Source organism: Segatella copri (assembly GCF_019249795.2).
GTDB lineage: Bacteria > Bacteroidota > Bacteroidia > Bacteroidales > Bacteroidaceae > Prevotella > Prevotella copri_B.
The window spans coordinates 2,707,851-2,724,581 of record NZ_CP156891.1 but is presented as its reverse complement, the minus strand read 5'-3'; the positions used below and the strand labels follow the sequence as shown (position 1 = coordinate 2,724,581).

8 protein-coding genes are annotated in these 16,731 nt (G+C 43.8%); 1 reads left to right on the top strand and 7 read right to left on the bottom strand.

Features of this window, described 5'->3' with window-relative positions; translation table 11 throughout:
* Positions 1-7: 7 nt before the first annotated feature.
* The 7 genes from KUA48_RS11310 to KUA48_RS11280 all read right to left on the bottom strand — a co-directional run bounded on the left by KUA48_RS11310 (position 8) and on the right by KUA48_RS11280 (position 14,747).
* Complete coding sequence (locus KUA48_RS11310; protein WP_218432570.1) at positions 8-3,028, bottom strand: TonB-dependent receptor; 3,021 nt, start codon at positions 3,026-3,028, stop codon at positions 8-10.
* A gap of 161 nt (positions 3,029-3,189) precedes the next feature.
* On the bottom strand, positions 3,190-4,659 hold the full coding sequence (locus tag KUA48_RS11305) for a GH32 C-terminal domain-containing protein (RefSeq protein ID WP_218432567.1): 1,470 nt from the start codon (positions 4,657-4,659) through the stop codon (positions 3,190-3,192).
* 12 nt (positions 4,660-4,671) lie between these two features.
* A complete protein-coding gene (locus KUA48_RS11300) occupies positions 4,672-6,615 on the bottom strand; it encodes a GH32 C-terminal domain-containing protein (protein WP_218432565.1) in 1,944 nt (647 codons plus the stop codon).
* A gap of 402 nt (positions 6,616-7,017) precedes the next feature.
* Positions 7,018-8,532 carry a substrate-binding domain-containing protein gene (locus KUA48_RS11295; RefSeq protein WP_218432563.1) on the bottom strand — a complete coding sequence of 505 codons (1,515 nt, stop codon included), beginning with the start codon at positions 8,530-8,532 and terminating at the stop codon, positions 7,018-7,020.
* Positions 8,529-10,295, bottom strand: a complete 1,767-nt coding sequence (locus KUA48_RS11290) for an ATP-binding protein (protein ID WP_218432607.1) — start codon at positions 10,293-10,295, stop codon at positions 8,529-8,531. The genes KUA48_RS11295 and KUA48_RS11290 overlap by 4 nt, the downstream gene beginning before the upstream one ends.
* A gap of 125 nt (positions 10,296-10,420) precedes the next feature.
* Entirely contained in the window at positions 10,421-12,319 is a 1,899-nt protein-coding gene (locus tag KUA48_RS11285; RefSeq protein ID WP_218432562.1) for a GH32 C-terminal domain-containing protein, read from the bottom strand.
* A 127-nt stretch (positions 12,320-12,446) separates the two neighbouring features.
* Positions 12,447-14,747, bottom strand: a complete 2,301-nt coding sequence (locus tag KUA48_RS11280) for a TonB-dependent receptor (RefSeq protein ID WP_215652125.1) — start codon at positions 14,745-14,747, stop codon at positions 12,447-12,449.
* A gap of 623 nt (positions 14,748-15,370) precedes the next feature.
* Here KUA48_RS11280 and dinB point away from each other — a divergent pair.
* Positions 15,371-16,489, top strand: coding sequence for a DNA polymerase IV (gene dinB / locus KUA48_RS11275; protein ID WP_218432561.1), 1,119 nt, complete (start codon positions 15,371-15,373; stop codon positions 16,487-16,489).
* Positions 16,490-16,731 lie beyond the last annotated feature (242 nt).

The window sequence follows — 16,731 nt, the reverse complement described above, 5'->3', positions numbered from 1 at the left end:
GTAACACTTAGAATTGCAAATTAACACCTACGGTAAAGGTACGAGAGCGTGGGTAAGGACCATTATCCAAACGTGCGCCATAAGCGCCCATTGGGAGTTCTGGGTCGAGACCTGAATAATCAGTAATGGTGAATACATTCTCCATCTGACCATACACACTGAGAGCAGAAGCACCGATGCACTTGAGCCAATGGCTAGGCAACTCATACTGCAATTTGATGAACTTCATCTTCAAGTAAGAACCATCCTCAACATAATAAGTTGACATGCGAGCCTCATTGTTGTTGTCATCGAGTGACAAGGCTGGGATAGAAGCACTTGTATTGGTTGGTGACCATGCGTTCAACACATCCTTGCTACGGTTTGTACTAGTACCGCCATAACTCATGAGTGTAAGCTGACGCTTGGTTGTATTATAGATATCAAATCCGAATTCACCTGTAAGGAAGGTGCTCAGGGTGAGACGCTTCCAGGTTACGTTCAGGTTGAGACCCAAGCTAAGGTCTGGATTAGGATCACCGATTACGCACTGGTCCTTGTCTGTGATAACATTATCGCCATCCAAATCACGATAGATCAAACGGCCTACGCCCTTGCCTTGCTGGGCTGAATGGTTAGCCACCTGCTCCTCGTTCTGGAAGATGCCGTCGCAAACATAACCATAGTAAACACCCATTGGCTGACCTTGCATCAAGCGGACATCACCACCGATGGTATTCACAAAATCGTTAAGCTTTACTACCTCATTCTTATAATGAGAGATATTGAAGTTACCATTCCAAGACCAGTCGCCATACAGAGGACTGTTATAACCGAGTGTCAACTCCCATCCGGTATTCTTCATATCACCCGTGTTCATCCACTTGCCAGCATTCTCACCAGCTACAGAAAGTGTTGGAGGAACGGTCAACATATCCTTGGTCTTCTTCCAGAAGTAATCGAAAGATGCACTCAAGCTGCTATTGAACATATAGAGGTCGAAACCGAGGTTGGTCTGGGTTGTTGTCTCCCACTTCAAATCCTTGTTACCTGTTGCCGACAACTTGATACCACTAACGTAACTGTTGTTTGTTCCCTCCAAATCATAGGCACCATTTCCATTATCAAAGATGTAAGTAGAGTAAGCAGCATAATTGCTAACTACCTGAGAGTTACCATTCTGTCCCCAAGCTACACGCACCTTGGCATCATTAACGATATTGTTCTTTGGATAGAACTTCTCCTGAGAAACGCGCCATGCACCAGAGAAAGCAGGGAACACACCAGAGTTCTTCTTGTTATACAAGCGAGAAGTAGCATCACGACGCAAGGTAGCAGAGAAGAGGTAACGGTCGGCATAATTGTAATCCAACTTACCAAACAAAGAGAACAAAGCCCACTGTGACTTGCCACCACCATTGGTCTGAGTGCCTTCACCCGTACCAATCTGCATATAGTCATCATCCTCGAAAGCATAATGATTTCTCCAGGCACTGATATCCTCGAAGGTATATTTGATAGCCTCAGAACCTACCAACACATTGAAATGGTGATCCTTGCAGATATCGAAGACATAGTTACCAGTATTGGTCCATGTATAAGTATCACCCTGACCATAAGCACGGCTCAAGGCATTGACATCAGCTGCAAGAGTCTTGCGGGTAAGTACCTTGTTGAAATACTGTGAGTGATCGATACCAACATTGGTCTTCAAAGACAAGCCTTTGATAGGAGTCAACTCCAGATAGGCATTGCCGAAAATACGCCAGCTGTCGTTGGAATCATCGCGACCATTATAAAGCTGCTGAACAGGGTTAGCATAATCAGATTTCAACTCTGTCATAGGGTTAGTGAAGCTACCATCGGCATTACGAACGGTAAGTCCTGGGTGCTGGCGCATTGCCAAGAAAGGAATACCACGCTCATCGCCTGTAGAAGCACCATGATCCTGGAACTTAGCTACCATCAGGTTCTCACCTACCTTTACATAATCAGAGATATTGTAATTAGAGTTCAAACGGGCAGAGTAACGACGATAGAAAGTATAGTCAATCAAACCATTCTGATTAATATAGTTGGCAGAGAACATCACACTACCCTTCTTAGAGCTGTTAGATACACTGGCAGATAGATTGTGAGTCCATGCGGAACGATACACCTGATCCTGCCAATCTGTATTTGCCAAGCCTGCGATAGGCTGAGGAGTATCACCACTACCATAATAAGGATGAGAAGGAGCGATGTTTGAATTCTTTGCGGCAGCCCAATAAGCCTGGCCCCATTCTGTAGAATTCAGCATATCGTAAGTCTTTCCCACTGTCTGCAAGCTGGCAGCATAGTTAACATTTACGGTTAGCTTTTCGCCCTTGCCCTGCTTGGTAGTGATAATGATAACACCATTGGCAGCACGAGAACCATAGATTGATGCAGAAGAAGCATCCTTCAGAACCTGGATACTTTCGATGTCGGCAGGGTTGATAGAGTTCATGTTCTCTGATGTAGCAATACCATCAACAATGAGAAGAGGGCTACCACCATTGATAGAACTCATACCACGAACTACGATAGAAGAACCGCCACCACCAGGAGCAGCATCAGTTACAATCTGTACACCAGCAAGCTTACCCTGCATAGAGTTGAGCATGTTAGGATCAGAAGCACTGACAGGTTCCTTCATATTCATAACGGATACAGCACCGGTCAAATCGGCCTTTCGCTGAGTGGTATAACCTGTTACAACTACTTCCTGCAAGTCGTTGGCATCTTCCTGAAGTGTTACCTCCATATTATCTGAAGCCTTTACTTCTTGCGTCTTATATCCAATATAAGATATAACAAGTGTGGAACCAGGAGCACATTCTACATGAAAGTTACCATCTAAGTCGGTAACAGTACCAGTCTTTGTGCCTTTCACCATAACAGATGCTCCAATGACTGTCTCACCGGTAGCATCCTTTACGATGCCATTTACATTTACCTGTTGTGCACTAGCTACGGTGCAAACAGTACAGAGCGCAGAGCTCATCAGTAATCTTGAAAGATTGTTCATACTATTATAACGTTTTAAGTTTCAAAAATTGTCATTGCTTGTATTTGCTGCAAAATTAGGGAAAGTCTGCGAGCAGAACTGTAACTTTTAGTTCTTTCACTATAAGAAATCGTACATGAAATGATTTTCTCAGTAAACGAAATCATTTTTTATCTTTGGAGCTATTTCCAAATAGCTTGGAGAGGCCACCATTTCAATTCCATATTCGTTACACTCTTTTGGGAGAATGTTTCGATACCTATCTGATCTTCAGAAGGGAAAGTTTGCAGCGTAAACACATCCTGACCGTCATTACAGAATATTTCCACGCTCGATTTGTCTACGAAGATATGCATTCGCAGCTTCCCATTTTGCGGCAACACCTGAGCATGAGCCATACGGTCAAACTTAGGAATATCCACATCAGCACAATGCGTACGGTCGATTACCAGATTATGAGAATCAGTATCATAACTGATTGTCACCTTCCTGCCGTGTCCAGAACATAGGTTCAAGCCAAAGACATTTGATTGCAGAGCTGAGAAGGTTACATCCATCTCATAGACATTACTCTTTGGAGATGCACACTTCAATCTTGCACTTCCCAAAGGCAATTTATAGTTGGCTGATACCTGCTTGCCCCTAAGCTGACGCAAAGCCTCAATAGGTTGCTGAGTCAGAAAATAACGGGAACCCACCTTTTTCAATGCCAGCTTCCGAGGCACCGACCACATGCCTTTTCCGTATTGTGAAGGCTGCTGCTGAGCATAGTCCCATGTGGCTACCCAACCTAAAGACACAACATCGTGCAGGCTACCATCATAATCGCGGAAGGTACGTGATGCATAATAATCCATGCCCTTATCAACATAGAGAGGCTCTACAGGATGATTTGCCTCCAGTCTGAATGACTTGCCATCAAAATCGCCAACAAAATATTGCTCCTGTGCCCAATTGATGGAAACCACAAGAACCCATTTCTTCACATTAGAATCACCCTCAACCGGTAATTGGAACAAATCGGGACATTCCCAGCTCTTCTCTGAATTTCCTGATGGACCAAAGTCGCTTAACCACGTCCAATGCTTCAAGTCATCAGACTCATAAAACTTCACCTTCTTCTCCAAGGCCTTAGCCACAACCATCACCCACTTATGGGTCTTCTCGCACCAAAAGACAGTAGGGTCTCTAAACTCTGTGCTCCATATATCCAACACAGGATTCTGGTCGTAAAGATAAAACTTATCGCCATCATGGCTGTAGGCTATGCCCTGAGCCTGCTTCTTGCTATCCTTAGAGAATACGGTAAGGGCTGCTATATAGGAACCCTTGCCGAATCCAGCCGTATTGTTCTTGTCGATCAAAGCTGAACCCGTAAAGCAGGAAGTGTTAGAATCCACATTCTGCATCACGTTATCTGCTGACTTTTCCTCGAAATGAACCAAGTCCTTGGATTCCGCCTTACCCCACCAATACAAGTGGTACTTGCCTTGATAATACATCAATCCGCTTGGATCACCTACCCATCCCTTGCTTGGGGAGAAATGATACTGAGGTCTATACTTCTCATGGTAAAGAGAAGATGCCTGAGCATACACACCTAAACAACCTATGCTGAAAAGCACGGTCATCAATACGTTCTTTGCTTTCATATTAATTGTTATTTAAAAGTTAGTTTTCATTTTGGCACCATTCAGAGTCCATACCTTTACTTCGGCTTCTGTCTTTCCTTTCTTGGAATATAGCTGAACCTGTACATTCTCTGCATTTTTAGGGAAGAAGCGAGAGGTGAAAGCATATTCGTCATTAACAAATCCCTCGATAACCGAACCATCTATAAAAAGATGGAAACGGACTGGAGAATTCATCGGCAAGTGCAAATTGCCTGTACGGATTTCAAGAGGAATACCCATCTGCAAAGATGATTTCGTATGATCAGCTACTAAACGTTGCTTTTTCACATCATAATAGATGAAAGACTTCTCCTTACCGCCATTTGTCTGCAGCTGGAAACCAAACTGACTGGCATCCTGAGGATAGAATACGGCATCAATCTCTACCTGACGCTTACCATCGTAGATAAGTTTCGACCGAACAAGGCTCTCTTTAGCTATACGTGATTCCTTGTCACGAAGTTGTTTCAAAGCAGGAAGCGGCATCTGGCATATCTTGCCATTTCTCAACGTCCACACTCTAGGTAAACTGAAAAGATGTGCCCAACCTTGCTGATAAGTAGGCACTTCTCTTATCTCGTCAGGAATAATAGCCATAGCCACATATTGACTATCCGCAATCTGCCATACTGACGGAGATAGTAATCTGTTGATTACCTCCAGATTTTCTGGCACCTGCTGATCCGGTACAAATCTCTCATTCTGAATGTCGCCCACCCAATATTGAGTCTGGGCTGGGATTCCGCGATGAGGCACACGATTGACGGACAGGACATATTTATCGCCCATCTTGATGACGATAGGCATCTCCCAAAAGATACCCGTATGATCTACTTGAGGATTTCCCCCAAAAAACAGCCCTCTGTAAGTCCATGAGCGTAAATCATCAGAACGGTACAGAAGCAAGGTTCCATGCTCCTCCTGATCTCTAGTCACACCAAAGCCTACAACCATATACCAGTGACCATCCATTTTCCAAACAAAGGGATCTCTCATATCAGAACGGGAAAATTCGCTCGGACAATCTGCAACGATTGGATTGTGAGCAAACTTCTGCCATACATTCAAACATGAATCCTGAGGAAAAGCGGCATTGATGGAATTACGCCTGCTTCCGCCAGTATAAATAATCTGAGGGATTCCTTCATCATTAATGAACGCACAGCCCGACCAGATACCTAAACTATCATAGCTTTTATCAGGAGAAAGAACAGGCTTACGCTCAGTCCAACTGACTAAATCCTTGCTCTCGAAATGGCCCCAGTTTATCTGTTTGAGATTAATATTGGAAGCATTCTTCTGATCAAAAACATGATACATGCCATTAAAATATATCAAACCATGCGACTCATTAGTCCAGTTGGCAGCAGGCATCAAATGATATTTCGGACGATTATAGTCTGTCATAAACCTAGAGGCAGGAATCGACAAATCAGGAATTTCCCTAACATACTTAGCCACTTCATCCTTTAAAAATACCTTTTCAGCAGACACAACATTCAATCGTACATTGTCTATCACGCCATTGATAAATGACTGATCGTACATTCCCAAAGGCCTAGACTTGAATCCCTGACAAAAAAACATCTGAAACGGACCTACCAAATCAGAAACAACACCTTTGAATGAAGCCACGTCTTTACCATTATAATATAAGGTGGAGGTTTCGATATCCAACAAAAGATGCAACCACTTAAAAGTTTCAACTTTACAACCAGCATAGACAGAAGTATTCACCTCCTTGCCAGAAATCTCAAACATCAACTTTCCATAAGAGTCAACGCTCACGGAAACAGCATTGCCATTCTTGTCCTTGATACCTATAAAGGTAGCCGTATCCGTAGGCAAAGACTCTAGGGCAAACCATGCAGACACAGAGTGGCACGGAGATGAAACCTGCGTACGAAGACTTACGGAATATCCATCGGTTCTCAAAGCTTTTCCTTTGATGCCTGCACAATAATCAACACTCGTTCTCACCGAAGAACAGGTAAGAGGATTCAGTCCCTAGCTATCAGCAAATGGATTTTGCCCATCAAAATTCCAAAGACGCTGAGCTTCTACTGATTGGAATATCAGCAGCGACATTAACACCAGTAAAGACAGATGTAATTTCGTTAATTGTTTATTCAAATGTTCTATCATACGGTTTTTATTGAATTAATAAAATTGTTTATTCTTTAATATTATTATAGTTGCTTGTTGCTGGCAAAAGTACTTTGTTTTCAACCATAACAATAAAAAAAATCGTTCCTGCAACAATAATTATGTTACATGAAACGATTTTCTTATCTTTTGCTAAGATTTTAAAGTACTTATTTTAAAGGAGTTAGAATACTATTTCCTTTTAGATAACTGTTCATTTCTGAAATCGGTAGGAAGAACGCCATATTGTTTCTTGAAACAGGAAGAGAAATAGCCCGGTAATGCAAAGCCTACTTCTGCCGAGACTTCAGCTACAGTCTTATCAGTCTGCATCAGGAGCGTATAGGCTCTCTGCAGGCGCATTTCTTTCAGGAGCTCGACAGGCGTTTTTCCTGTCATAGCCTTCACCTTGCGATAGAGCTGTACTTTACTCAACTGCATCTCGGCTCCCAAATCATCCATTTTCATATCAGCATTGCCCATATTATCAAGAATCTTCTTCTTGAAACGATCCATGAAATAACGATCACTCTCATCCAGGTGATTCAGTTCAGCAGCCCAGCCCTCCTTGTTCTCTATGAATCCACGAGCCACGGCTTTCTTCTTCTGCAGCTTCTTTCTATATACCTTATATATATAGAAGATGACAATGAGCAGAACTAGGACGATAACGACGGCAACAATAATCATCCATTGCTGGATGCGGGATACCTCTGAATAAGAATCAAGACTGTCAGAAATCTGATCCAGATTCTTCATCTTGACTTCCAAATCCTGATATTGTAGGGCGATGGCATCGCAATTTTCAGGGGTAGCAAGAAATGATTTCATCACATTATCCTTCTTATAGGGTTTACCCTGAAGGATATTCATCGCCAATTCCATAATCTTCTCGCCCTGGGTGGGATAGACATAAGAAGCAGCAAACTGTCCTCTCTTCACTCTATCCACTCCTTCCCATTCTCCAGGCATTCCATCAATGCCTACTATCAGCATCTGCTTATCAATGCCTCGTCTCTCTGCTTCCAGAAAGGCTCCTATGGCACCCAGGTCGCTATGTCCGAACACGCCATCCGCATGTTCGCCCTTATCCAGATATTGCTTCATTAACTCCTGGGCACGCTCCATCTTCCAGTTGCTTTCTAGGGTAACCACCTTGATTCCCGGATAATTCTTCATCACCTCGTGGAAACCACGATGGCGCTCAATGACAGGGGAAGCATCCTTCAAGCCCGTAATCTCAACAACGGTACCTTTTCCATCCAGTTTACTGGCAAGAAAGCGTGCTACTTCCCTACCCGCTTCTACATTATCGCCACCGATGGAAGCTGTATAATGGGGTGTCTTTACCTTTCTGTCGAAGAGGATAACCGGGATACGCGCACGATAAGCTCGCTCGATGGCAGGTGTTACATCATTCACGTTATCAGGAGCCACCACGATTAAATCTACCTTCCTGGCTATCATACTGTCTATCTGGCGAGCCTGGCGTTGCCCGTCATTCTCTGCAGTAGTAAACAGCAAATCCACATTCTTATATTGATACTGCGCCAGTCGCATCTCATTATTCACCTTCTCGCGCCAAACTCCGCTGCAACATTGCGACACACCAATCACCATCTTCTTCTGGGTGCATGAATCCAGAAGAAGAAGCATACTACTAAGTAATACTATTAATATAATATAGAGTCTTTTCATTAATTTCATACTTCTTCCATCCGTTTAAGTTCCCACCCCTCAAACTGCATGATGATGAGATGGAGTTTTGTGCCTTGGCGTAAAGCCTCAACCCTTGGAGCCTCAGCATATCGATGAATCTGTTCTACAGCCTCACGCCACTGTTTCTCGGCCTTGGTCATAGGCTTGCCATCTTCCGTGAACTCACCTTCAACTATCGCAGAGAAATCTTTCTTAGAAAGAACCTTCAATTCCAGAATGTAGCTATGCTGACTGGCATAATGGGTAAGGTCTGGCAAAAGGAAGAAATCACAATAGCCATGATTCAACTCCAACTCTGGAGCCGTGATATAATAATCATTCAGATTCAGATAAGCCATAAAGAATCCCTGCAGGTTTCGTTCAGCCTCAATGCCATCACGCACCGATGAAACCTTAGCATAGGCATCTGCCATAAAGCGCAATCCTTCTTTCCACTTACCATCGTATGCCATATCATAATAGTAATCGGTGAGCTGGTTGACATCCACATAAGCCTTTGCCTGATACTCCTCTTCCAGATAACCATAATACTGCTTGCGGACATTATTGTTTGGAATGCCCAAAATGAGCTTGGAACCACGAGTTCCCTTGATGGTCAACATGCCATAATAGAACAGAAGACTTGGGAATATCTCTGCCTTTGGAATCTGATACGCAGAAAACGACTCATAAAGCTGGGTAACAATCTGCTCCTCTTCTGCTATCTTGCGGATAATGCCCTTACGCTCTCCATCCAGCTTGTCAAACTGCAAGAGTTTCTTCATCTTGCCGTAATCGGTACGGGTATTCGGGTCTATCATCTCTTCTGGCGGACATCCGGCATCCATGTAATTGCGAAGGTAATAAAGAACCATATCACAATTAAACATACGAGTCTTTTTCTTCAATGCCTGCTTGGCGAAGCAATAGTTATCATACCATGGCTTCATATCGTTGACAATGGCATCAATATCACTATCGACAGGAATACTACCATGCTCCTTATAATAGGTAAACATCTCCACCACATCAGTGGTAGAGAAGCCCAGCATCTCATCAAACTCCGGCTTGATAGAAATGTTCCAACCTATATTGAATCCACTCGTCACATCATCCAGGGTTACAGGGCTCACACCCATCATGAAGATACGCTCAAAATTACCCTTGAACTTTTTGAAGACATCACGATAAAAGCCGTCGGCATGGGTAATCGCATGATACACATTTTCACCACGTTCGTTGAGTATGACATTCGTGAAGTTGTCATACTCATCGATGATGAGATACAGATGATACTGGTGCGCCTTGGCAGCCTTGAATATCAGTTCCATCTTTTCCTCGAAATCTTCCTGCGCCAGGATTTCTTCCATCTCTGCCTGATAATATTCTGAGTATTGACGGACAAAAGCATCAAGGTTGATGCTGAGATAAGAATTAAACTTAGTCTCAAGCTTGTCGATATTACCCGTAATCTGGGAGAAATCGAGGAACAGCACCTGATACTTTCCCTGCAAAGGAGTAGGATGCTGGCCTATCCACAGATTTCCAAAAAGACTCTGGAACTTGTGGCTCTGCGTACAGTCATAGTAAGAATAGAGCATACTCAAGAATATGCTCTTACCAAAACGACGAGGGCGGATGAAGAAGAGATTGCGAGGCTGCTTCTCCAGCTCCGGGATAAACATCGTCTTATCCACATAATATAGATTCTGCTCTATTACCGTAGCAAAATCTGCCACCCCATAAGGTACTAGTTTTACTTGCTGTTCCATCATGATCTATCTTTTAAAAACTTATCTGTGTGCAAAGATAGCATAAAAAAACGAAAAAGCCACAGTTTGCGTTTACAAACTGCGGCTTTTATTATATTTTTTCCGAAACACTCGATTTTACGTGATTACAAGCCGAGCTTATGAACCTTTAGGTTCTTGAACTCAGCCTTGCCACCCTGGGTATAAAGCTTCAGATTCTCGTATGGAGCTACAGGGAAGACGAGATTGGTCATGGCGATGCGACCGCCATCTACGAAGAGCTCAACAGATGACTTATCTACGAAAATATCAACATGATAGGTCTTCTTGCCATCCTCGCAAAGACTCAACGGAGCCCAGGTAGCCAGAGCGAAATCGTTCTTGTAGTTGATGGAGTTGGCGATGCGGGCAGGCTCCTTGCCTTCTGCAGCACGCTGCTTGTCCCAAGCCAACTCGATATCGTGAGGAACTGCCTGCTTGCCGAAATCGGTCAAACCGCTCTCTGTCCTATCCATAACCACCTTGCCCTGCTTCATATCAAAGTAAATCATGGTGCGCTCACGCTTATTGTTTGAAATCTCAATACCTGCAATACCGTTGGCATCTGGAGTTACATCGGCCTCGATCTCGAAGGCACCATTCATATTGGCAGCAACACCCTTCAGATCCTTGGCATCGGCAACAGAAGCATCAGCCAAATCCTTGGTTTCTTTTCTCAAAGCATATACTTCAGGAGCTACATTCTCTGAAACATAATACTTGCCATTCTTCTCGTAAAGTTTCAATTCTCTTGGCAAACCGTTGGCACCACGGTTCTGCTTGAACGGAGTGAGGTTGGCATACTGCCAGTTGCTCATCCAGGTGATTCCCAATACTCGGTCGCCTGTATTTGAGAAGGTAACGGTAGCATAGTGATCCTTACCCCAGTCGAGCCACTTTACTTCGTTGGCATCAGGACAAGTAAACTTCTTGCCATCGAAATCGCCTACGAAATACTCGGTAGCGCTGCCACCAAACCAGCAGCCTGGATTGATATTCATCGTCATTACCCACTTCATCTTCTTCTTATCACCATTTACAGGCAACTGGAAGAAGTCAGGACACTCATACTGACATGGCTGCTGACCTATACCTTTACCGAAAGCACTAACGTAATTCCACTTCTTAAGATTCTTTGACTTGTACAAACGCATCTCCTTATCAGCAGAAACAATCATGTACCAGCACTTTCCCTTTTCATACCAGAATACCTTAGGGTCGCGGAAGTCCTTCAAACCATCGAATGGAGTCAACACTGGGTTGCCCTCGTACTTGGTGAAGGTGCGACCATTGTCGTTGCTGTAGGCGATGCACTGCACCTCATCGTGGTTCACACTGTTGTTGGTATAGATGGCGATGATGGCATTCTTGCCAAAGCCAGCAGTATTCTTCTTGTCGATGACAGAACTGCCAGAGAAGATATGACCTACAGGGTCGCGAGCGATGGCTGGATCGAGGTGCTCCCAATGAACCAGGTCCTTGCTTACGGCATGTCCCCAGTGCATGTTGCCCCACTTGCTTCCGTATGGGTTATACTGGAAGTAAAGATGATACTCACCATCCTTATACACCATACCATTAGGGTCGTTCATCCAGCCGTAGAGCGGAGTGAAGTGATAAGATGGACGATAGTAATCGGTGTTGGTAGTATCAAATGTATCGCTGAGTTTGAGCAAGTTGAGAGCCAAAGCATCCTTCTTCAGACCAAGAATCTTGACTGTAGCAGTCTTACCCTTGCCCAAAGCGAAAGGCACATAGTAATCAGAACCATTCTGAGCCAGGCGAACGTCCATCCAGGTATCATCCTTAGAACCTGTATCGAGCAAAACCTGGGCCTCATCCTTCTCTTCCTGGATAGGGAGAAGAAGATACTTGGTAGGATTCTCCACCTTAATGATAGTAGTATCACCCTTGTGTTCGATGTTCATCTTCTGTGCAAAGGCAGAAGTTGTAGCTGATGCCATCAACATGAGGCAGGCAGCCTTCATCATATTGTTTGTTCTCATTGTACTATTATTGTTAATCGTTATTGTTTATATCTATAACGTATTATTGTTTGTCTTATTACCGACAGTCCTATACATTATATTATATATAGAAGCTGTCGATGATGTTTATTGATATTTATATCGCTTAGAACTTCAGCGAAGCTGTGAATTCAACAGTGAATGGACGAAGATAGCTACCCGTCATAATCTGATTCTTGATTCCCTTTGCCTCATCCTTGGTAATCAGCTCGGCACCTGCGATACTACCCTTGGCACCAGTCTGATTGAGGAAGTTGACTACGGTACAGCCGAGAGCCAAGCGCTTGGTTGCCTGCCAGTTCAAACCTCCGAAAGTCTCCCAGTGACCGTTGAAGTAATATGCCTCGTTGATGTTGGCGTAGGTCTTGCTGAAGTAACGGAAGCTGGTCCAGAGCTTGATGTCCTTGGTAATCATGTAGCTTGGGTCCAACTCGATGAGGATCTGAGGAATCTCGGCTACGATATTACCTGTGGCATTGATGTTGCCAACATAGCCATCGCTGAAGGTGATGCTGGTTTCATACTTCTTGTAAGTTGGCTTCTGATAAGTGAAGAGGAAGTGGAAATCGAATCCCTTAAATGGATGAGCCACAGCGTCGGTTGTCCATCCCCATGTCTGGATATCGTAAGTCAAAGGAGCTGCCTTGATCTCACTGCCATGCTGCAAGTTCAGAGTTGAGTTGTTGTTGGTCTTTGATATGTAAGAGAACAACGATGTCAAACTCAACCATGAGTTATTGTAGTAGATACCTGCACGACCGAGTGGCACAGAAATCTTATCCGTATTTGGCAATGCAGCTGGGGCAAAAGCCTCGAACTTAGGATGCTGAACGATGTAAGTGAAATCGCCAGTGAAGCCAAAGTTATCGGTCAACTTATAAGTTGCTGCTACAGAGAAATCGTAGTTCAACCAGTTGTAACTCAAGTCAGCCGGAGCAATCTTAGTCTTATCTGGTGCCGTAGCACCGAGATAGTAATCGGCAAAACGGCCTACGAATTCACCCTTTGCATTCTTCACTGCTGCGTTTTCACCCTTCAGCTTCTGCCACTCCAGACGGGCACCATAGTAGAGATTCAACTTGTTGGTGACATCCCAATCGTGAGTGAAGTAGAGAGCCAGCTTGTTTTCGCTTCCCTTGTAATACTCAGAGGCGTTCTTGTTGAAATCGTAGAAGTAGCTGTCGCGCTTGTTTGCATCCCAAATTCGCAGGGCATAACTTCCATCAGCAGGTACACTCTGGTCATACATTGTTGTATTTGAGCAATAATCAATATGATAGAACCACTCATTCACGCCGAGGCGGAAGGTGGATGTACTGAATTTCTTGCTAAGTTCGGTGGTGAAGAGAGCCTCATCAATCTTACCGGCATTGAGACAGGACATACGGGTCTGAACATACTGACCATCGTAAGCCTTAGTCTGTCCGTTGATGTCGCGATACATATAATTATATACGCCCTTGTTGGCATCGCTCTTCAAATCGATGATAGACATTGGTGACTGGAATACAAAAGCACCGCGAGAATGATCGTACTTCAAGGTAGCCTTCCAGTTCAAACCGTTGTCAAAACGATAGTTGTTCATCAGGGTTACCTCGCTTGTCTTGTTCAGACAGGCATCATAGAGAGAAGTCTGCTTCAACTCACCAGTACGCATATCACGATAGGTCATATCATTATCTACAGGAAGATAAGAGGTAGTTCCGAGCTTGAAATCGCCATACTCCTTTACGCTTCCATCGCCTACATAGATGAATGGAGCACCCGAAGTAGCGTAATTATATACGCTATGGCTGTTGGCATATCTATACATGGCAGTAAACTCACCACGGTTGCCGTTATACTTCTTGGTAAGGAGCGCCTTGTAAATCTGAGTACGATCCTGGTAAGGAGTTGACTTGATCTTGAAGGTTCCCGGGTCGAAATCCTGATACATGTTAAAGCTGTAATACCAGTCGCTTCCCAAATCGCCATTCATATTCAAAGAGAATTCCTGCAATCCGAAGTGATTGCTCTTATAGTTCAGAGTACCATTGAATCCTTTCTGACCCTTCTGGGTGAAAGAGTTCACGGCATAACCGATATTACCGGTAGTGATAGCTGTCTCTGCAATCTTGAGCAATCCCTGATGGCTCAAACTTGCATCGCCACGCCAGATGGTATTGACAGAATGAGGATTGGTTGCATAAGTTACAGGTAAGCCATTCTCCAATACGTTAACATCGGCAGAAGGCAAACCTATCTGAATCTCACGAGGTCCATTCGCACTGGCTGCATTAAGCATTACATTACGATTACCCTCTTCCTTAGCACTTGAATTATCATCCTGTGCAAAAGCTGCTGTAACATTTACCAATGAAAGTGCAAGCATCATAGCTGCGCTCTTTCCATTTAAAAAGTTGTGCATACTTAAAATTTCTAATTTGTTAATCCTATTTTTTATTTCTGCTGCAAAGTTATATATAAACAGGTATAATGGCTTTAAAAATCTCTACATATAATAACAAATTCCGTTCATTGCAACATAATTGATATAGCATGAACGGAATTTCACACTTTTCTGCTAGTTTCTACTTCTTAACTAACTCTTTTCTATTTCAGACAAAGGGAGTCATATAGATCACTACAGACAATTAAGAGCGTGTCATGATATACTTGAGTTAATGAGTTCAAGTGCTTGAATCAGTAAGGTCAAGTGCTTGAGTCTGTGAGGTCAAGTGTTTGGTTCAGCTTACTCAAGTGGTTCCGTAAACTATCGGAGACGACTTGTTAAATTAACGGAGACGACTCAATAAGCTATCGGAGACGACTCAACAAGCTATCGATGACGACTCCGGAAGCAGACGCAGATAGCTTCGTTGACTAACGCAAGTACTTGAGTTGGCTAACGCAAGTACTTGCGATGCTCAACGCAGCCTATTTCGATGGACCATGTAGGCTAATACCCAAAAACGTTAACGAACAATAAAAAACAGCTTAGATTTTGTGGAAACGCATCTTTTTTGTACTTTTGGAAAAAATAAGGCAGGAATGACTGAGCGAAAGATCATACATATCGACATGGATGCCTTCTTTGCTGCGGTAGAGCAAAGAGACAATCAGGAACTTCGGGGCAAACCGGTAGCGGTTGGCTTCGACGGACCTCGTGGTGTGGTTTCTACAGCCAGTTATGAGGCAAGGAAGTATGGCGTTCACTCGGCGCAATCCATCGCTCAAGCCAAGCAGCGCTGCCCTAACCTCATCATCGTGCCCTGCCGGCATGATTATTATGCTAAAATATCCTATCAGATACATCAGATATTCCAGGAATATACCGACCTCATCGAACCCATCTCCATAGATGAAGCCTTTCTTGATGTAACGCAGAATAAGAAAGGGATAGAACTGGCGGTGGATATTGCCAAAGAAATCAAAACCCGTATCAAGGAAGCAACCGGACTCACCGCCTCGGCAGGTATCAGCTACTGCAAGTTTCTCGCCAAAGTGGCTTCTGATTACCGCAAGCCCGACGGCATCTGCACCATTCATCCCGACAAGGCGCTCGATTTCATCGCCCAGCTTCCTGTAGAGGATTTCTGGGGTGTGGGCAAGAAAACACTGCAAAAGATGCATTTTATGGGTATCTTCAACGGAGCTGACCTGAGGAAAGTATCCGAAGAACATCTGGTAGAAATGTTCGGAAAAGCCGGACACATCTTCTATGATTTCGCAAGGGGGATAGATGAACGACCTGTCATCACCTACCGGGAACGGAAATCGGTAGGCTGCGAACAGACTTTCCTGGAAGATATCTATCTAAAAACGGCTGTGATTATCGAACTGTACCATACTGTACTCGAACTGCTGGAGCGCATCGCCAAAAGCGGTTTCGAAGGAAGAACCCTGACGCTGAAGGTGAAGTTTGCCGATTTCACCCAGATAACACGAAGCATCTCGCAAGAAAAGGTTCTGAAAAAGAAGGATGATATTCTACCTCTTGCCAAACGGCTGCTGAAACAGGTAGATTACTCCTCGGCTCATCCCATCCGCCTGCTTGGTCTGTCCGTAAGCAACGCCTCATCAGAAGAAGCCAGGAAGCAAGATAAGGAGAACAGCAGTTTCAAGCCCGAATACAAAGAACTGGAACTGGAATTCGAAGATTGGGAATAAGCCCCTTTAAAAAGCTATAGTATGCCCGCTTAAAAAGTAACAAACCAGATAATACGCGAAAAGCAGCTGTCAGACATCCCGTCTATACAGCTGCTTTCTCTCATTACTAGTTATTTCCCAAAACAAAACTTTTTACCTTAAAGAAAACTACTTACCTTAATGAATACTCAATCCTATAACCTTAAAACATAAAACCTAAAAACCTAAACCTATGAAAATGCAACTACTTCTGCATGAAACAA